Here is an 18438-nt window from a genome sequence, read left to right as displayed (position 1 = left end):
CGGGCGAGCCCCGCAGGTCAGGGGCGCCCGGCCCGCAGCCGCCGCACGCCGACGACCAGCACGACGCCGGCCGTGAGCAGGGCCGCGGAGGCGGCGATACGGCCGATGAGGTCGCCGCCGGTTCCGGTGCGGGCGAGCGCGGGCGGCTCGGGGGGCGCGGAGGGGCCGGACGGGCGCGTCATGCCGATGTCGGAGTCCGGGACCGAGTCCGGGGCCGGATCCGGGACCGAGTCCGGGACCGAGTCCGGGGCCGTGCTCGCCTCCGTACGCGCTCCCGCGTCCGCGTCCGTCCTCTTCTCCTTGCTCTCGCTCTTCCCCCTGCTCTCCCTGCTGCTCTCCCTGTTCTCCTTGGTCTCCTTGTTCTCCCTGCTCTCCTTGTTCTCCTTGTCGCCGTTCCCTCCGCTCGCGCCGATGGCGAAGTCGTACGCGTTGGACTCCCCCACCCAGTCCCCGTCACGCCCCCGGCGCTGCACGGTCGCGGCGCTCATCAGGACCCTGTTGGGGCGCGTGTCCGCGGCGAACGCGAGCCGCGCGCTGACGGTCACCGTCCGGCCCCCGGGGACGACGAAGCCCGGGAAACCGTCGTTGAGGACACCGACGATCTCGTCCTCGTCGGTCTTCTCCAGCGACAGCGTGCGCCACCGCCCCCCGTCGCCGGACGTCGCCGGCCTGATCTGGAGCGTGACCTGGGAGACGGCGAGCGTCCGGTCCCGGTCGGCGAGGACGACCACGGGATGGATGAACCGGCAGTCCGCGTCGGTGGTGTTCGTCAGATCGAGATACCAGGCCCCGGGACCGGCGCCGGGCCGGAAACCGGCGGGACCGCCATGGATACGGGCCTCGATCGGGAACTCGCGGTCGAACACATCGCCGCAACGGGGCTCACGCGCACCGGCCGTGGCAGCCGGGACGACCGGGACAGCCGGGGCAGCCGGGACGGCCGTAGCCTGCGCTGCCCGTGCTTCCGGTGTGAGCACGGGCAGCACGGGCAGCGTGGACAGGGCGGTGGGCGTGATCGCGGTGGCCGCGGTGACGCCGAGGGTGAGGACGCGCCGGAGCCGCGCGGTTCGGGCGGGACGGCTGGATCGCGAGGAGAACGAGGTGAACGAGGAGAACGAGGATCGTATGGATCGCATGGGTCGCACGGCCTTTGCTGATCGCGTGACGGTCGAGAGGTCCGGGCAGTTGCCTCGCAGGCCGGTCGGCCGCCCTGGGATGGGGCCCGCATCCACGACGCTGTCATGTACCGGAGGCCCGGCCCGAGCGCTGTACCCCCAAATGGATGACCGATCGAACAGATGAACTCGATCAGCCCAGTTCCGCACCTCGGCGGTGCCGGAACACCGGCGCCAGGACCAGCTGCGCGGCCCCCTCCGCGACCGGGTGCGCGCCTCCTTCGGCCGCTGCCACGGGAATGCCCGCGCCCCGGGCACGTTCGGCGACGACGGCGGCCACTCCCCGTACGAAGCGCTCCTCGTGCGCGGCGATCGTCCGGCCGCCGAGCAGGACGCGGTCGATGTCGAGCAGCCCCACCAGGTTCGCCGCCCCGGCGCCGAGCACCCGCGCGGCCTCCGCCAGATCGCCGCGGGCGACCGCCGCCAGACAGAGGGCCTCGATACAGCCGCGGTTTCCGCACTCGCACAGGGGCCCGTCGAGCTGGATGACCTGGTGGCCGAACTCGCCCGCGCCGGTGCGCGCCCCGCGGTGGAGCGTGCCGCCGAGGACGAGTCCGGCCCCCAGGCCCGTACCGAGATGGAGATACACGAACGAGTCGCCGGGCCCGCGCAGCGCGAGTCCGAGGGCGGCGGCGTTGGTGTCCTTGTCGAGGACGACGGGGAGCTGGAGCCGGGCGGCGAGGGCGTCGCGCAGCGGGAAGCCGTCCCACTGCGGAAAGCCGGTGACGCGCCGGGGTACGCCGGTGACGTGATCGAGCGGACCGGGCATCGCGACTCCCACGCCGAGCGGTTCCCCGACGCCGGGCCCGGCGTTGGGGAGTACGGAATCCACGCGCGTGCGCCCGGCCTCGCCCCGTACCGCCTCGCCCCGTACCGTCTCGCCCCCTGCCGTCTCCGCGCGTGCCGCGTCGGCCCGTACCGCCTCCGCGCGTACCGCGTCCACCTGTACCGCCGCCGCCTCGATCACCTGCTCCGCCCCCGCGCCGAGGTCGAGCGGGACCCTCCGTACCGCCACCGGCGTGCCGGCCAGATCGACCAGGACCGCCGTCAGTTCGTCGCGGTCCAGATGCAGGCCGACGGCGTGCGCGGCCGAGGGGACGAGCCGCAGTACGGTCCGGGGCTTGCCGCCCGTGGAGGCCCGGCGCCCGGCCTCCGCCGCCATGCCCTCCGTACGCAGCCTGGCCGTGATCTTGCTGACCGCCTGCGGGGTGAGGCCGGTGCGCTCGGCCAGTTCCAGCCGGCTGATCCCGCCTTCGCCCGCCGTACGCAGCAGGTCGAGGACCAGCGCCGCGTTGTGCCCGCGCAGCACCGGAAGATTGGCTCCCGCGCTCCCTCTGTTCACGGCTGTGTTCCCGCCTGTGTTCACGCCTGTGTTCACGCCTCCGCCCACGCCTCTGTTCACGCCCCTGTTCACATCCGTCACGTCTGCCATTGTCTCTCGTGCTTGCACTTTGGAAACACCGTTGCTTAAGTGGGACGCATGACTGGTACCGGCACCCCTCTGCGCGTCGGGCTCGTGGGCTACGGCCTCGCGGGCTCCGTCTTCCACGCCCCGCTGATCGCCGCCACCGACGGGCTCGTACTCGACACGGTCGTCACCTCCAGCCCGGAGCGCAGGGAGCAGGCGCACGCCGAGTTCCCCGACGTACGGTTCGCGGCCTCGCCGGACGAACTGTGGCAGCGGGCGGACAGCCTCGACCTCATCGTCATCGCCTCCCCCAACAAGACCCATGTCCCGATCGCGACGGCCGCGCTCAAGGCCGGTCTGCCGGTCGTCGTGGACAAGCCGATCGCGGGCAGCGCGGCCGAGGCACGCGAGCTGGCCGCGCTCGCCGAGGAACGCGGACTGCTGCTCTCCGTCTTCCAGAACCGCCGCTGGGACAACGACTTCCTCACGCTCGCCCGTCTCGTCGCCGCCGGCGAGCTGGGCGACGTACAGCGCTTCGAGTCCCGTTTCGAGCGGTGGCGCCCGCAGCTCAAGGGCGGCTGGCGCGAGTCGGGCGCGCCGGAGGAGATCGGAGGTCTGCTGTACGACCTCGGGAGCCATGTCGTCGATCAGGCGCTGGTGCTGTTCGGCCCGGCGGTACGGGTGTACGCGGAGGCGGACGTACGCCGTCCCGGCGCCGAGACCGACGACGACACCTTCATCGCGATCACGCACGCGAACGGCGTGCGCTCGCATCTCTACGCCAGTGCCACCACCGCCCAACTGGGCCCGCGCTTCCGCGTGCTGGGCTCGGTGGCCGGCTACGTGAAGCATGGACTCGACCCCCAGGAGGCGGATCTGCGCGAGGGCAGGCGGCCGGGCAGGGGTCCCGGCTGGGGCCTGGAGCCCGAGTCGCTGTGGGGCCGGATCGGGGCCGGGGAGTCGCCGCTGACGGGCGGCGGCCACCCCGTGGAGACCGAACCGGGCGACTATCCGGCGTACTACGCGGGGATCGCCACCGCGCTGCGCGAGGGCACCGCGCCGCCGGTGACGGCGCACGAGGCCGCGGCGGCGCTCGACGTACTGGAAGCGGCGCGGCGCTCGGCCCGCGAGGGCATCGTGGTCACGCTGGAGGTCCGGTCATGAGCGACGCTGTTCCCGCCACCGACGTTCCCGTACCCACGGCCCCCACCGTGGCCGAACTCGAAGCGCAGGAAGCCCGGTTGGTCCTGCCCCACTTCACCCACGACGACGCGTGGACGCTGGGCGGTCTGCTGGTCGGGCTGGCGCGCGAGCAGAGCGCGCCGGTGGCGATCGACATCCGCCGGGGCACGCAGCAGTTGTTCCACTGCGCGCTGCCGGGCTCGACGGCGGACAACGACGCGTGGATCGACCGCAAGCGCCGGGTCGTGGAGCGGTACGGCGCCAGCTCGTTCCTCGTGGGCACGCGGTTCCGGGCCAAGGGCACGACCTTCGAGGACTCCTCCCGCCTCGACCCGGACCTGTACGCGGCGCACGGCGGCTCGTTCCCGATCGCGGTGGAGGGCGCGGGCGTCATCGGCAGCGTGACGGTCTCGGGTCTGCCGCAGGTGGAGGACCACGCCATGGTGGTGCGGGCGCTGGAGCGACTGCGCGGCTGAGGAGTGGGGCGGGTACGGGGCGAGGGCGGGGCGGCCCGGGGGCACGGGACGGGACGAGGGCGGGGCGGCCCGCGGGTACGGAACGGGCGGACCGCCCCGTACCCCGGACCGCCCCGTACCCCGGGCCGTTCCGTACCCCGGGCCGTTCCGTACCCCGGGCCGTTCCGTACCCCGGGCCGTTCCGTACCCCGGGCCGTTCCGTACCCCGCCCCGCCCCCGGGCCGTTCCGTATCCCGGCCAGGGCTACGCCCGGGGTACGGGGCGACCGCCTCGCGTCACGCGTCCTTGAACTCCTGGCGCTGCCGCCCCAGTCCCTCGATCTCCAGCTCCACCACATCACCCGCGCGCAGATACGGCTTGGGCTCCGGCTTGCCCAGCGCCACCCCGGCCGGCGTCCCGGTGTTGATGACATCGCCCGGGTAGAGCGTCATGAACTGGCTGACGTACCGCACGACTTCGCCCACTCCGAAGATCTGCTCGGCGGTCGTCCCGTCCTGCTTCAGCTCGCCGTTCACCCGGAGCCTGAGCGCCAGCGCCTGCGGATCGGGCACCTCGTCCGCGGTCACCAGCCAGGGGCCCAGCGGATTGAACGTCTCGCAGTTCTTGCCCTTGTCCCAGGTGCCGCCGCGCTCGATCTGGAACTCGCGCTCGGAGACATCGTGCGAGACGGCGTACCCGGCGACATGCGCCAGCCCGTCCGCCGCCGAGTCCAGATAGCGGGCGGTGCGGCCGATGACGACCGCGAGTTCGACCTCCCAGTCGGTCTTGACGCTCCCCCGGGGCACGAGGACGGTGTCGTCGGGACCGACCACGGTGTCCGGCGCCTTGAAGAAGATGATCGGCTCGGCCGGAATCTCCGCTCCGGTCTCCGCCGCATGGTCGTGGTAGTTCAGCCCGATGCACACGATTTTGCCGATCCGGGCGAGCGGCGGTCCGACGCGCGGCCCGGCTCCGTCGAGTACGGGCAGTTCGCCCGACGCGGCGGCGGCCCGGATCCGGTCGAGCGCCGCGTCATCGGCGAGCAGCGCGCCGTCGATGTCCGTGACCAGCCCGGACAGGTCCCTGAGGGTCGTCCCGTCCTGGTCAAGCAGCGCGGGGCGCTCGGCCCCGGCCGTACCGACACGCAGCAGCTTCATGTCTGTCTCCTCTGGTCGAACATGACCCGGCCGATGGATGCGGCCACCGGAGGGGATTGGCCGATCCTCCAAGACATCCGATCACACGGCAAGACCCTGTTCACAGCCTGGACCACGTTCACAGCCTGGAACACATGGAACACATGCACCACCCCGTCAGGCCCGGCCTGTCAGGGGGTGGCGGCGGCCAGTGCGCCCGCCGGATACATGTCCCGGTAGAGGAAGTAGCGTTCCGCCGCCGTCCACGTCGTACTCGTCACCACGTACAGCGCGGCGGCCAGCGGCACGACGGCGACGGTGAACAGCGTCGCGAAGGACAGCAGGGGCATCATCTTCGTCATCGCGCCCATGCCGGGGACCTGCTGCCCGTCCGGCCCCGCGGGCATCGCGGGGGCGTGCGCCATCTGGATCTTCATCCGGCGGAAGTTGAAGGTGGCGACCCCGGCGACGATCGCGAAGAGGCCCAGATACACGAGCCCCGCGCCGCCCAGTACCCCGCCGTGCGCGAGCGCGTCCGTCCAGCGGTCACCGAGCGGCGCGGCGAAGAGGGAGTGGCCGAGCAGTTCGTTCCGCTCGCCGCCGATCGTCCGGTTGGAGAAGAGGTGGTACATGAGGAAGAACGCGGGCATCTGGAGCAGGCTCGGCAGGCAGCCCGAGAGCGGCGAGACCTTCTCCTTGGCGTGCAGCTCCATGAGCGCCTTCTGCATGCGCTCGGGGTTCTTGCCGTGCTTCTTGCGCAGTTCGGCGATCTGCGGAGCGAGTTTGGTACGTGCCTTCTGGCCGCGGGCGGCGGCGCGGGAGAGGGGGTGGATCGCCAGCCGTACGCAGGCGGTGAAGAGGATGATCGCCGCGGCGGCGGCGCCCGCGCTGAAGAGCGGCTGGAGCAGATTGGCGAGATGTCCGACCAGATTGGCGAAAACGGACATGGTGAGCCCTCCGTGGGTCTCGTCGTGCCGGATGAGATGCGACTCGGCATGACGACCCGCGTGGGGGTGTGTGGAGAGGGTGCGTACGTGCGAAGGGTGCCGTACGTACGGGGCTGCTCGCCCGCCGGAGGGCGCATGCCCTGACGGAGCGCTTGCCCTGACGGGGGGCTTAGCCCTGCCCGGAGGCGGTTGCCCTTGCCCGGGGGGCGGTTGCCCTGCCGGGGGCGGTTGCCCTTGCCCGCGGGGCGGTTGCCCCTGCCGGGGGCGGTTGCCCCGCGTATCCGTATCCCTGCTCTGCGTACCCCTGCTACGCGGCCGTCGGGAGAAGACGGCCGGGTGCTCGGGGCCGGGTGCGGCCCGAGGCGTCGGGGTCCCGTTGAGGCAGGAAGGCGGTACGTTGCTCGCGATCGCGGATGGCCGTACGTACCCGGTGTCGCGGGTGGGCGGGCACGGTGCGCGCGCTGATCAGGGCGCAGACGACGAGGGCGGAGCCCGCGGCGGCCGTGGCGGTGGCGGCGAGCGCGACGGCGGCGGAGAGGCCGCCGGCGTCGAGGAGCAGGACTTCGGCGACGAGGAAGAGCAGCAGCCCGGCGGGGCGCAGCAGCCGCAGCGCGCTGCGGACCATGGCCTGCCCCTCTCGTTCGGTCGTGCTTCCGGGTGCCGGAGTGCTTCGTACGACACACACCGCTTCAGCCGTTATACACGATCGGCCGACAGGGGCTGAAGCGGTCGGCGGGGCCGGAGCGGGGTCCGGCGTACCGGCGGCGGCCGGTCAGTCGGCGCTCGCGGCGCCGCGGGGAGCACCGTCCGAAGAGGCGGATATGACATCGACCCCATGAGGGGAATCGCGCGCATCGCCGGATGCGCGGGAGCCGAGGGATTCACCGGAATCACCGGAATCACCGGAATCGGATTCGAGGGAATCCGACTCGCGGGATTCGGACTCGCGGAACTCGGACTCACTGGATTCGAGGGAGTCGCGCGCGAGCACGTCCGCGTCGGCCCGCTGGTCGGCGTCGGGCTTCGTCGCGAAGGTCACCGCCAGCGCGACGGCGAGATTGGCGGCGAGCGCGACGATCCCCGCGTTCACCCCCCACACCGGATCGTGGCCGGTGAAGACCAGCGCGCACACGGTCCCCACCCCCACCGCGAGCCCGCTCAGCCCGCCCGTCAACGTCAGTCGCCGCCACACCAGCCCCAGCAGCACCATGGGAAGCAGCTGCGCCATCCCCTCGTACGAGATGAGGGAGAGCCGTACGAGCGTGTTGGGCGCGGCGTACGTCAGCACCAGCGCGCCCGCGCCCGCCACCACGACGACCACCTGTGCCGCGCCCTTCTGCCTGGCCCGCCAGCGCGGTACGAGCGAGAGCACGCTGCGCCCCCACATCGTCCCGATCACCAGCATGAACACGGCCATCGGCACGATCGAGGAGAGGGCCGCGGCGACTCCGATGATCCCGACCGCCCAGGCGGGCAGCGAGTCGACGACGAGCCGGAAGAGCGCGAGGTTGGAGCCGGCGCCGGTGAGCCCGGGGACGACGAAGAGCGCGGCCATGCCGAGCAGCATCGGGATGAAGAGCAGCACGTTGTAGGCGGGCAGCCAGATCGCGTTGCGCCGCAGCGCGTCGGCGCTGCGGGCGCCCAGATAGCCGGCGACGGTGGTGGGGAAGATGACGACGGTCAGCGCGTTGAGCAGGGAGGTCGTGATGAACCAGGCCGTGCCCAGCCCGCTGCCGCCCGCTCCGCCGCCCCCGTGTCCCGGCAGGGTCAGCCACTCCTCCTTCTGCGCCACCAGCCGGTCGAGGAGTGGCCCGTACCCGTCGAAGTAGTGCAGCGGCACATAGACGGCGAGGAACCCCAGGGTGCCGATCACCAGTACGTCCTTGAGCACCGAGACCCAGGCGCTCCCCCGCAGCCCGCTCACCACCACAAATCCGGTGGTCACCGCGAAGGCGATGAAATAGCCCCAGTCGAGGCTGATCGCCCCGTACGAGATGGTCGAGACGACGACGCCCATGCCGGTGATCTGGAGCTGGATGTACGGCAGGAGGAAGACGGTCGCGAGCACCGCCGTCAGGGCGCCGAGCCAGGGCCGCCCGAAGCGGTGGGCGAGTATGTCCGTGATCCCCACAAGATCATGGCGGCGTGCATAGCCCCACAACATAGGGCCGACGACATAGCCGACCGCGTAGCCGCAGGACATATAGGCGACCACATAGAGGACGGGTGCGCCGTAGTTGTAGCCCCAGCCCGCGGCGCCCAGATAGCTGAAACTCGTATAGCTCTCGCCGGCCATCAGCACCCAGATGAAGACGGCGCCGAGGCTGCGTCCCCCGACGGACCACTCGGCGATCCCGCCGCCCGTACGCCGGCGGACGGCGAGCAGCCCGAGACCGACCGTCCCGACCATGAAGACGGCGAAGATCGTGGTGGCGACGACGGCGTTCACTCCGCCCCCTCCCGGCGGCGAAGCCGCTGATCCCCGCGCCAGGCCAGCGCGACGGCGACGGGCGTCAGCACCGTGGCGCCGAGCAGCCACAGCGACAGGAACGGCAGCCCGAGGATCACGGGCTCCACCCGGTTCACCCAGGGCAGCGCTGCCAGGAACAGCACGAACGGAACCAGCAGCCAGAGCAGATGAGGACGGTGTCGAAGCACGTCAGGACCTTAGACGAGGCACGACCAGCGGCCCCCCTCCGCTCCCGCCCCGCACGGCAGTACGGTGTCCGTCATGCGCCCCGACATGCCTGCCGACCACACCACGGAAGCCGAGCGCCTGCTGCGCACCGCTGCCCAGTACCCCGAGGATCACGAACCTCTGCTCCTCCGGGCCGCGGCCCATCTGGAACTGGCCGGCGACCGCGACCGCGCGACCGGGCTCTACGACACCCTCCTCGCGGCCTCCCCCGACCACCCCCAGCTCGTCAAGGCGCTCCAGGCCGCCAACCTCTGGGAGTACGGCCACGAGGCGGAGGCCCGCGCGATCATCGACGGCCTGCGCACCGCGGCCCCGCTGGACCCGGGCCCCTGGGAGATCGTCGCCGAGACGCTGGAGTCCCACGACGAACTCGAAGCGGCCCACGACACCTTCACGACCGCGCTCAACACACTGCTCACCCCGGGCGAAGAGGTCCCCTACCCGGTCCACAACCTGCTGATCGGCCGCCACCGCGTCCGCCGTCTGCTGGCCCTGGACCACGACGACTGGGACGGCCTCGCGGACCGCGTCAACCCCGCCTCGGTCACCCTCGACGAACTCCACGACCCCAAGCGCCTCTGGTCCCTCGGCTCGGACAACCCCGCCGAACTCCAGGCCGAGATCACCCGCCTCCGCGCCGAACTCGGCTCGTACCGCTCGGCCCTGTCCCGCCCGTTCCCGGTGGCGATGCTCCACTGGCCGGCCCCGGAACTGGCCGAACTCCTCACCGCGTACCCGACCCTGACCACCGAGTACCCCTCGCACGAGACCCACCTGTCCCACCTCGAATCCTCCCTCCGCGACCTCGCCGCCACCGGCACCCCCAACCTGGGCATCGTCACGGCGACGGTCCCGTCGTACGAGGCGTTCGCGGCCTCGGAACAGTCGTCCCCCTCCAACACGGACCTGCTCCCCCAATACGCCACCACCCTCGCGGCCCGAGGCCGAGCCACCCCCTGGCCCCCAGCCCGCAACGCCCCGTGCTGGTGCGGATCAACAAACCCCTACAGGGCCTGCCACGGCGCAAATTAGCGCGAGATGTCAGTGGTTGCTGCCAAAATCAAAGTCGAACGTGCGACTTCGATGAGGGGAACCCTGCATGACGGACGCGCTCGACAGCAGGTCTCCGGCAACCGGACTCTACGAGCAGCTGATTACCTTGCGGCTCGAAGACCGCCTCAAGCAGCTGGACAGCACAGGGTGGCGGACGATCGATGTTGAAGTAGGCACCGAATCCACGCCACATGTCCTCGCTCGATATGTCGCGGAGACCGTCCGGCACGTGCTTCGAGGCTTGCCTGCTGCCGAGCGTGTCCATGCCGCGAACCACATCCTCGAATCGGTCAGCACGTTGGCTGGCGCGCAAGAGTGGGTCGATATGGTCGCCGATGGCCCACGACAGCTCATGTCGATAGCAGAGCAGACAGCTCCCGGTGTCTACGCCATCCGGCCAGCCACGCCGCTGTCCGATACCGCCCTGCTCACCAACTCGCCTGACGACCCCAACCTCGGCTTCGAGCTTCGCGCTGAACTGGCCACAGCCGACCGCGTCGACTTGTTGTGCGCCTTTGTGAAGTGGCACGGACTCCGTGTCCTTGAGGGCGCGCTGAGCGCTGCACGCGAGCGTGGAGTGCCCATCCGAGTCATCACCACGACCTATATCGGCGCGACCGAGCGACGAGCACTGGATCGACTGGTCCGGGAGTTTGGCGCCGAGGTGAAGGTGAACTATGAGCTTCGCTCCACCCGTCTCCATGCGAAGGCGTGGCTCTTTCGACGGAGTTCCGGATACGACACGGCATACGTCGGTAGTTCGAACCTCTCCAAGGCGGCGCTCCTCGATGGCCTTGAGTGGAACGTACGCCTCTCCTCCGTCGCAACCCCGGACGTTATGAAGAAGTTTGAAGCCACCTTTGACTCCTACTGGAGCGAGGCGGCTTTCGAGCCGTACGACCCTGATGTCCACGGGGAGCGCCTGGACGCGGCTCTCCGAGAAGCCAGCGGAGGAAGCAACGGCACCACTGGTCGGAGCATCACTCTCTCCGGGCTGGAAGTACGCCCCTATCCTCACCAACAAGACATGCTGGAGCGCCTTGAGGTGGAACGGGCGGTTCATGATCGGCACCGCAATCTTCTTGTTGCCGCCACGGGTACGGGCAAGACAGTCATGGCTGCTCTCGACTACAAGGCGCTTCGCAGGAAGCTCGGCCGAGATCTGCGGATTCTCTTCATCGCTCACCGCAAGGAAATCCTGGAACAGTCACTCCGTACCTACCAAGGCGTCCTCAACGACGGAAACTTCGGCGAGCTGCTAGTCGGCGGCGAGATCCCGGACGCCTGGAAGCACGTCTTCGCGAGTGTTCAGTCACTCAATGCTCGTGCGTTGGATAGGCTCGCTCCCGATCACTTCGATGTCGTTGTCATCGACGAGTTCCACCACGGCACAGCACCGACCTACCGCAAGATTGTCGACCACTTCACACCGACAGAACTCCTTGGCTTGACAGCGACACCGGAGCGCATGGACGGGCTCAACATCCAAGACGAGTTCTTCGACGGTCGAATCGCCGCAGAGATGCGCTTGTGGGAAGCCTTGGAGAATGATCTCCTCTCCCCCTTCCACTACTTCGGAATCACCGATAGCACCAATCTCACAGCCATCCAGTGGAAGCGTGGATCTTATGACTCTGCCGCACTCAGCAATCTCTTCACTGGCAACGAAGCCCGCGCCCGACTGATCGTCAAAGCCGTAGAGGAAAAGATCACCGATCCGGGGCGCATGCGCGCGCTGGGATTTTGCGTATCCGTAGCACATGCTCACTTTATGGCGAATTTTTTCCAGCAGGCAGGACTCAACGCCACTGCACTGTCTGGTGAGACACCAAGCGAACAACGCAAGGCCGCGCTCGATGCACTGCGGTCCGGAGAGCTGCAAGTCATCTTCTCAGTCGACCTCTTCAATGAAGGTCTCGATATTCCCGACGTAGACACCCTGCTCCTGCTTCGTCCAACGTCAAGTGCCACTGTCTTTCTACAGCAGCTCGGACGAGGTCTGCGCCGCTGCGAAGGAAAGGCTGTCCTCACAGTGTTGGACTTCATCGGTCAGCATCGCAAGGAGTTCCGCTTCGAAGAACAGTTCCGATCGCTCACGAACCTCACGCGGAACCGTCTCGTCTCCGCGATCGAGCATGATTTCCCCCAACTGCCTTCAGGTTGCCAGATCATCCTTGAGTCAAAGGCCAAGGACCTGATCATTAATAATATTCGCCAGCAGATCAGTGTGAACGTCAAGCAACTGGCTGACGAAGTCCGCCACATCGGCGAATCTCGCCTTTCTGCCTATCTAATGGAGAGTGGACGGGAGATCAAGGAGCTCTACCGAGGATCCGATCACTCCTGGACTTCCTTGCTCCGCCGCGCCAAGCTTCTCACTACCCCGGCACCTGATGCGGAAGCAGCCTTGTTGAAGCGAGCGTCTGCCTTCCTCCACGTAGACGACACAGCTCGCGCCTCTGCCTATACCCGCCTTCTAGAAGACGACGCTCCTTCATACGACGAGCTATCCGAACTCGAACGCGCCTACGCACGCATGCTCTTCTTCACCCTTTGGCCATCGGGTGGATTCGAAACCTACCAAACCGGCCTCACATCTCTGCGCCACCAACATTCGGTACGCGGCGAGTTGCGTCAGATCCTTGCGCACGTCCTCAACCACCTGGAACACGTCACACCGACCTTGCCTGGTGCACACAGCAACCTACCCCTACGATTGCATGCTTCATACAGTCGTGAAGAAATCCTCACCGCGCTCGGCCAGTCCACCATCGGCGGCCTATTGCCAGGAAATTTCAGGGAAGGCGTCCGGTGGTGTGAGCAATCGAAGATCGATGCCCTGTTGATCACCCGCGAGAAAGACGAGAAGGACTTCTCTCCCCAAACGCGCTACAAGGACTACGCGATGAGCGACACTCTCTTCCACTGGGAGTCGCAAAACCAGACATCCGAGTCTTCACCGACGGGGATTCGCTATCGATCTCACCGAGACATGGGTACACATGTGATGCTCTTCGTTCGTCGCTACAAGAAGACAGACATCGGCGGCCCCCAACCATGGATGCTGTTGGGCCCGGCAGACTATGTCTCCCACGAAGGCAACAAGCCGATGGGAATCATCTGGAAGCTTCACTTCCCGCTCCCTGCTGACGTCTTCACCTACTCCGCCATCGCCGCGGGCTAAGCGCCTTCGGGACGAGACGCACATTTCCCTGCCCCGATCTTCACTGCCCTGAATGCTGTATCCGCCAGAGACGGCGATGGGCTCGCACAAATCGCTGCTCGATGCGGTGCTGAGCTACAGTCCTCAGTGGCACTGAACGAGGAATGGAGCCTTCTGCGTATCGGTCAACCACCCTTAGGTCATCGGTCAAGTAGAGGGCCCCACGGTCCAGTCGAACGTGGCAGTTGGGGCACAGGCTAAGAACGTTTCCCTCAACGTCAGGCCCACCATCCGACCCTCCCAAAGGCTGGATGTGTGCCCCTTCCACGTAGCTGGCTCCATCGACTCCCACCGTCAGGGACAGCGCGCAGATTTGGCATGTGTATCCGTGCCATTGTTTAACCCTTCGGACAACCTCGGTGTCTCGCACGATGCGCTCAACTGTAGTAGTTCTCCTGCGCGGAGCACCGTGCAGTACTTCCTGTACCTGCTGTTCGAGGGGCGTGAGTTCCTGCGCATCAGCCCTCTGGCGGTGCAGCTTGAATCGGCAGATCTGAAATCCTGCCTTACCCTCCTCAGTCCAGCAGTCCACGATCCTGTATAGCCCGTCGTACCTGTATCCACTGGCAGGTGAGAGGCTTCGCTCGCCGCTGGAGCCGCGAATGACACGCACTAGGTAGCCCTTAACCTGGCTGCGCCGAAGGCCCGAGTTCCCGCGGTTCTCCCACGTCTGATCTTCTACCTGTCGCCCAGTATTCCTGTCCCTGCCTCCGGCCCCCGTGTAAAGAACCTCATCCCATAGATCGCGATCATCCTCGTAGCCATTGTTGAGCACGATCGCGTCAGCTGCCCGTTCCCCCGCGCCATCAAGCCCCCACGAGATACCGGCTTCACGCTCTTTGTGGAGCCTGGCCGCTTTGACCTCTTGTCGAGATGCAAAGAGCGAGCCAGGGAGGATGTCGTCGATGTGTCCGAAGTCAGCTCTATACGCAGCCATGTGAACATGCTGCCCATGGACTGATCGATTTTGATCAGTCCCGGCGCACAGCTAGAGCGAGTGGCTAAAATTGGCCCCTGTTTGACTTGATTAGGCCCAGTTGGCTTCCCCAGACCCTCCCGCTGACGCGACTTGAGGGTTTCGCGGGAACAGTAGAGGGCCAGGAGCCCTTCCGCTTGAGCCGTTCGAGGCCCATGCCCGTGCCGCGGCCGGTCGAGGTCGCCGAGTTGGCCGAGTTGGCCGATGGTTCGGTCGTACGGGACTCGAAGGATCCTGGTGGGGCCTTGATCACCTTCCGGGGTGCGGTGTGGAGGCGGTTCGTTTTGGGGGTGCGGGAGGGGCGGTTGGGGGCTAGAGGTACGGGCGGATGATGATGTTCGGGCGGTCCGGGCGGGATTTGGCCAGGTGGAGTTTGGTGCGGATCGCCGCCACCAGTTCCTGGGGGTGGTCGCGGATCAGGGCTGGGGCCGCGCTCGTGACGTCGATGCCGTGGGACTCCATGAGCAGGCGGCGGCGGAGGGTGGTGCGGTAGTCGGCTGCGCCCAGGTGGTACTCCTCCGAGTCGACCTCCAGGGCCACCCCCGCGAACGGCCAGTAGGCGTCCGGGCGGGCCAGGAAGGTGCCCGTCGATGTGAAGAGGGCCGGGTTCCAGAGGGCGTCCGGGAGGCCGGCGGCGTGGAGGGTGGTGCGCGCCTGGCCCTCGGCGAGGGAGCGGATGCCGGCGCGGAGTTCGTCCAGGGCGGTGCGTACCGCCGGGTTGCGGAGGGCGTGGGAGGCGTGGAGTTCGGCGCGGAGGTCTTCCGGGTGGCAGCTGCACCGCTGGACCGTCGTCGCCAGGATCGCGCGGATCCGTTCCGGCGAGGGCTCGTGGGCCGCGAAGTCGGAGGCCGCGCGGACCGGGCGTACGCAGGGGATGCCGTCGACCAGCAGCGTCGGTGGCCAGCGGCTGGTGCGGCGCAGGTGTACGTACGCGCTGTCGCGCAGGCCGCGGCGCGCGGCGACCAGTACATCGGCGCGGTCCGTGCCCGCGTCCCGTACCCCGTACAGCGCGAGCGCCGCCTCGCCGGTCAGGACGGCCTTCGTGCCCGAGAGGGCGGCCGTCTCCGTGTCCGCGTAGAGAACGGCGGCGAGGAGCCGTTGGCGTACGTCCGGAGCGCCGGTCTGTATCAGGACGACGCCGGGCAGCGGGCGCTGCCAGGGGCCGGACGGTGCGCAGCGGGCGCGGGCGGTGCCGGCGGCGAGGCCGGTGGCGCGGAGTTGGCGGGTGGTCGCCAGGCGCCGCTGCGTACGGGACAGCTGGGCGATGGCCGCGTCGGCGGGGGTGGTTCGAGGCATGGGGGTTCCGTGCCCACACCCGGCCCGGAGTGGACACGCGTCGGCGGACTGTGACGATCTCTTGCGTCCTCCGTAGCGTTCAAGGCAGATGGTCACACCGGCCCACCCTGGCCCAGGAACGCTGCGATCGCCTCGTGCAGCGCTCCCGGCTGGTCCAGATGGACATCGTGGGCCGCGGACGGGATGACGCGTACCTCCGTCCCCGGACGGCGGACCCGCATCTCCGTGGCTTCCGCCTCCGGCATCGAGCCCGACGCGCCGCGTACGACGAGCGTCGGGCAGCGCACCCGGGACCACTCCTCCCAGAAGGAGCGACGGGCGTTCTCCGCGACGCAGGCGACCATCACGTCCCGGTCGACGCGCGGGCGCAGGCCGTCCGGGTGTTCCGCCAGGCCCGCCGCCCACGCCCGGCCGGCCGGACCGCCGCCGAAGAACGCGGTCGCCGCCTCGGTGGACGCGAACGGAACCGGCCAGGAGTCCAGCCAGCCGCCGATCCGCGCGGGCAGTTCAGGACTGGGGCCCTTGGGGCCCGCCTCGATCAGTACCAGGGCACTGAAAAGGTGCGGATGAGCGGCGGCGGCGAGCATGACCGTATGGCCGCCCAGGGACTGGCCGACGAGGACGGGCCGGTTCAGCGCGAGGTGTTCGGCCACCGCCACCACGTCCCGTACGTGCGCCGCGCGCGAGACGTCCGCGGGGCGGAGTTCGCTCGCGCCGTGGCCGCGCGCGTCGTACGCGACCACGCGGTGCGCGGGCCGGAGCAGCCGTACGAGCGGGTCCCATTCGGCGGCGTGGCCCGCCAGGCCGTGGAGCAGGAGTACGGGCCGCCGCCCCGGGCCGGCCCCGTCGTCACCGCCGTCGTCCCTTCGGCGGTCACCGCCGTGGTCCACACATGTCAGCCGTACGCCGTCGTCGCTCCGCACCGTTCTCGTCGTGCGTGCCATGGCGTCGAAGGTCCCGTCGAAGGTTCCATGGAGACGCTTTCCGGTTCCGTTGAACGGTCCTGTCCCGCCCTCCGTACTCAACAGCAACTCCCCCATGGTGGCTGGGCGCGTGAACGGACGACATGGTCCGGATCACGCGCCCAGCGCTTCGTCACGCGCCCAGCGCTTCGTCACGCGCCCAGCGCTTCGTCACGCGCTCAGCGCCCCGTCACGCGCCCAGCGCCCCGTCACGCGCCCAGCAGGTGGGACACCGTATAGATCAGCAGGCCCGCCAGCGCGCCCACCACCGTTCCGTTGATCCGGATGAACTGGAGGTCGCGGCCGATGTGCGCCTCGATCTTCTTCGAGGTGTCGGCGGCGTCCCAGCTCGCGACCGTGTCCGAGATCAGGGAGGTGATCTCACCGCGGTACGTGGAGACGACATACGCCGCCGCGTCCTCGATCCATCCGTCCAGCTTCGCCTGGAGCCGCGCGTCCGTCGCCAGCCGTGACCCCAGGGAGAGCAGCGAGGCGCGCGCCCGCAGGCGCAGTTCGCTCCGGTCGTCCTCCGCCGCCGACATGATCATGGCCCGTACGGAGGCCCAGGCCGAGGCGATGATGTCCTGCACCTCGGGGCGCGCCAGCAGTTCCGACTTCAGCCGCTCGACCCGGGCCCGGGTGTCCGTGTCCGACTGGAGGTCCGCCGCGAAGTCCCGCAGGAAGCGGTCGATGGCGCCGCGCGCCGGGTGGGCCGGCATGTCGCGCATCTCGGTGATGAAGCGCAGCAGTTCCTTGTAGACGCGGTCGCCGATCCTGCGGTCCACGAAGCGCGGCGTCCAGCCCGGCGCCCCGCCCTGGACCGCGTCCATGACCGAGTCCCCGTGCTCCACCAGCCAGTCGTGCGCGCGGGCGCAGATCAGATCGACCGCGCGGTGGTGGGCGCCGTCGGCGACGACCGTGTCGAGGGTCTTGCCGAGCCCCGGCGCGATCTCGACCGCGTCCGCCCGCCGGGTGATCGCCTCGCCGACGACCGCCTGTACGTCGGAGTCCCGCAGGACGGTCAGCGCGCCGCGCAGCGCCGTGGACAGTTCGGCGGTGACCCGGTCGGCGTGGTCCGGTTCCGCGAGCCAGGTGCCGAGCCTGCGGCCGATACCGAGAGCCCTCAGCCGGTTCCGTACGACCTCGGCCGAGAGGAAGTTCTCGCCGACGAACGCGCCGAGCGAGGTGCCCAGTTGGTCCTTCTTGTTCGGGATGATCGCGGTGTGCGGGATGGGCAGACCGAGCGGGTGCCGGAACAGCGCCGTCACCGCGAACCAGTCGGCCAGCGCGCCCACCATGCCCGCCTCGGCCGCCGCGGCGACGTAGCCGGCCCAGCCGCCCATGCCGGAGTTCTTCGCCCACGTGGCGAGCACGTAGACCAGGGCCACCAGCAGCAGCAGACCGGTGGCGGTGGTCTTCATCCGGCGGACGCCGCGCAGCTTCTCCTCGTCGGCGGCCGTATACGTGAAGGCGGGGAGCGCCGAACGCCTCCCGGACCCGGACGGCCGGGGTGCGCCCGGCAGCCCTGACCTGCCGGGGACGCCTGACGTGCCCGACCCACCGGACCTACCCGACCCGCCTGGCTCGTCGAACCCACCAAGCCCACCGGACCCGCCTGGCTCGTCGAACCCACCAGGCCCACCGGCCCCCTCGGACCCACCGGACCCACCGGACCCGCCAGGCCCACCAGGCCCGCCGCTACCGCCGCCGCCCTCCACCGCTCTCTCCGGATCTGTACGTTCCATCCGCTCCACCCGCTCCACCCGTCCGCGCAAGCGCCGTGCTCAGCGCACTCTGCTCAACGCTCCATGCTCCCGTTCTCGTGCCCGGCACAAGGGCCGTGCCCACCGCCACACCCCAGCCCTTACCGCATTGTCCCTGCCTGAGGTACTCCCGGGGCGCACGTCGAGTTCCCGCGCGATGTCGG

At 69.1% G+C, this 18438-nt stretch carries 16 protein-coding genes; 5 read left to right on the top strand and 11 right to left on the bottom strand.

What is annotated here, in order from left to right:
• Nucleotides 1-17 precede the first annotated feature (17 nt).
• Both ACIOGX_RS06055 and ACIOGX_RS06050 read right to left on the bottom strand, forming a co-directional pair.
• Nucleotides 18-1136: a hypothetical protein gene (locus ACIOGX_RS06055; RefSeq protein ID WP_401910723.1), complete on the bottom strand. Its 1119-nt coding sequence runs from the start codon at nt 1134-1136 to the stop codon at nt 18-20.
• Between the two features lie 172 nt (nt 1137-1308).
• On the bottom strand, nt 1309-2607 hold the full coding sequence (locus tag ACIOGX_RS06050) for an ROK family protein (RefSeq protein WP_401910720.1): 1299 nt from the start codon (nt 2605-2607) through the stop codon (nt 1309-1311).
• 48 nt (nt 2608-2655) lie between these two features.
• Between ACIOGX_RS06050 and ACIOGX_RS06045 the strand changes: the two genes are divergently transcribed.
• Both ACIOGX_RS06045 and ACIOGX_RS06040 read left to right on the top strand, forming a co-directional pair.
• Nucleotides 2656-3747, top strand: coding sequence for a Gfo/Idh/MocA family oxidoreductase (locus tag ACIOGX_RS06045; RefSeq protein ID WP_401910717.1), 1092 nt, complete (start codon nt 2656-2658; stop codon nt 3745-3747).
• Nucleotides 3744-4241, top strand: coding sequence for a heme-degrading domain-containing protein (locus tag ACIOGX_RS06040; protein WP_401910714.1), 498 nt, complete (start codon nt 3744-3746; stop codon nt 4239-4241). The genes ACIOGX_RS06045 and ACIOGX_RS06040 overlap by 4 nt, the downstream gene beginning before the upstream one ends.
• A 275-nt stretch (nt 4242-4516) precedes the next feature.
• Here ACIOGX_RS06040 and ACIOGX_RS06035 read toward each other — a convergent pair whose 3' ends face one another.
• The 5 genes from ACIOGX_RS06035 to ACIOGX_RS06015 all read right to left on the bottom strand — a co-directional run bounded on the left by ACIOGX_RS06035 (nt 4517) and on the right by ACIOGX_RS06015 (nt 8961).
• On the bottom strand, nt 4517-5377 hold the full coding sequence (locus ACIOGX_RS06035) for a fumarylacetoacetate hydrolase family protein (protein WP_356508600.1): 861 nt from the start codon (nt 5375-5377) through the stop codon (nt 4517-4519).
• Nucleotides 5378-5547: 170 nt separating this feature from the next.
• A complete protein-coding gene (locus tag ACIOGX_RS06030) occupies nt 5548-6303 on the bottom strand; it encodes a YidC/Oxa1 family membrane protein insertase (protein WP_383966423.1) in 756 nt (251 codons plus the stop codon).
• 307 nt (nt 6304-6610) lie between these two features.
• Nucleotides 6611-6928 carry a DUF6412 domain-containing protein gene (locus ACIOGX_RS06025; RefSeq protein WP_129769033.1) on the bottom strand — a complete coding sequence of 106 codons (318 nt, stop codon included), beginning with the start codon at nt 6926-6928 and terminating at the stop codon, nt 6611-6613.
• Between the two features lie 147 nt (nt 6929-7075).
• Complete coding sequence (locus ACIOGX_RS06020) at nt 7076-8752, bottom strand: sodium:solute symporter (RefSeq protein ID WP_401910709.1); 1677 nt, start codon at nt 8750-8752, stop codon at nt 7076-7078.
• Nucleotides 8749-8961 (bottom strand): DUF3311 domain-containing protein, encoded by a 213-nt coding sequence (locus ACIOGX_RS06015; RefSeq protein ID WP_356508606.1) that lies wholly within the window; start codon nt 8959-8961, stop codon nt 8749-8751. Before ACIOGX_RS06015 ends, ACIOGX_RS06020 begins: the two co-directional genes overlap by 4 nt.
• A 73-nt stretch (nt 8962-9034) precedes the next feature.
• On the opposite strand from ACIOGX_RS06015, the gene ACIOGX_RS06010 reads away from it, so the two are divergent.
• Both ACIOGX_RS06010 and ACIOGX_RS06005 read left to right on the top strand, forming a co-directional pair.
• On the top strand, nt 9035-10033 hold the full coding sequence (locus tag ACIOGX_RS06010) for an SEC-C metal-binding domain-containing protein (RefSeq protein ID WP_387013464.1): 999 nt from the start codon (nt 9035-9037) through the stop codon (nt 10031-10033).
• A 67-nt stretch (nt 10034-10100) separates the two neighbouring features.
• Nucleotides 10101-13238 carry a DUF3427 domain-containing protein gene (locus ACIOGX_RS06005; protein ID WP_401910706.1) on the top strand — a complete coding sequence of 1046 codons (3138 nt, stop codon included), beginning with the start codon at nt 10101-10103 and terminating at the stop codon, nt 13236-13238.
• A 40-nt stretch (nt 13239-13278) separates the two neighbouring features.
• Here the strand turns inward: ACIOGX_RS06005 and ACIOGX_RS06000 are convergent, their stop codons facing one another.
• On the bottom strand, nt 13279-14214 hold the full coding sequence (locus tag ACIOGX_RS06000) for a YDG/SRA domain-containing protein (protein WP_387013461.1): 936 nt from the start codon (nt 14212-14214) through the stop codon (nt 13279-13281).
• Nucleotides 14215-14408: 194 nt separating this feature from the next.
• Between ACIOGX_RS06000 and ACIOGX_RS05995 the strand changes: the two genes are divergently transcribed.
• A complete protein-coding gene (locus ACIOGX_RS05995; protein WP_401911980.1) occupies nt 14409-14585 on the top strand; it encodes a DUF397 domain-containing protein in 177 nt (58 codons plus the stop codon).
• Here ACIOGX_RS05995 and ACIOGX_RS05990 read toward each other — a convergent pair.
• The 3 genes from ACIOGX_RS05990 to ACIOGX_RS05980 all read right to left on the bottom strand — a co-directional run bounded on the left by ACIOGX_RS05990 (nt 14566) and on the right by ACIOGX_RS05980 (nt 18256).
• Nucleotides 14566-15549 (bottom strand): hypothetical protein, encoded by a 984-nt coding sequence (locus tag ACIOGX_RS05990; protein ID WP_401910703.1) that lies wholly within the window; start codon nt 15547-15549, stop codon nt 14566-14568. The genes ACIOGX_RS05995 and ACIOGX_RS05990 overlap by 20 nt on opposite strands.
• Nucleotides 15550-15641: 92 nt before the next feature.
• Nucleotides 15642-16493, bottom strand: a complete 852-nt coding sequence (locus tag ACIOGX_RS05985; protein ID WP_401910701.1) for an alpha/beta fold hydrolase — start codon at nt 16491-16493, stop codon at nt 15642-15644.
• 227 nt (nt 16494-16720) lie between these two features.
• Nucleotides 16721-18256: a DUF445 domain-containing protein gene (locus ACIOGX_RS05980; protein ID WP_401910699.1), complete on the bottom strand. Its 1536-nt coding sequence runs from the start codon at nt 18254-18256 to the stop codon at nt 16721-16723.
• Between the last annotated feature and the right edge of the window lie 182 nt (nt 18257-18438).

It is taken from the genome of Streptomyces sp. NPDC088147 (genome assembly GCF_044741565.1).
Taxonomy (GTDB): Bacteria; Actinomycetota; Actinomycetes; order Streptomycetales; family Streptomycetaceae; genus Streptomyces.
This window is presented reverse-complemented; position numbering and strand designations above follow the sequence as displayed.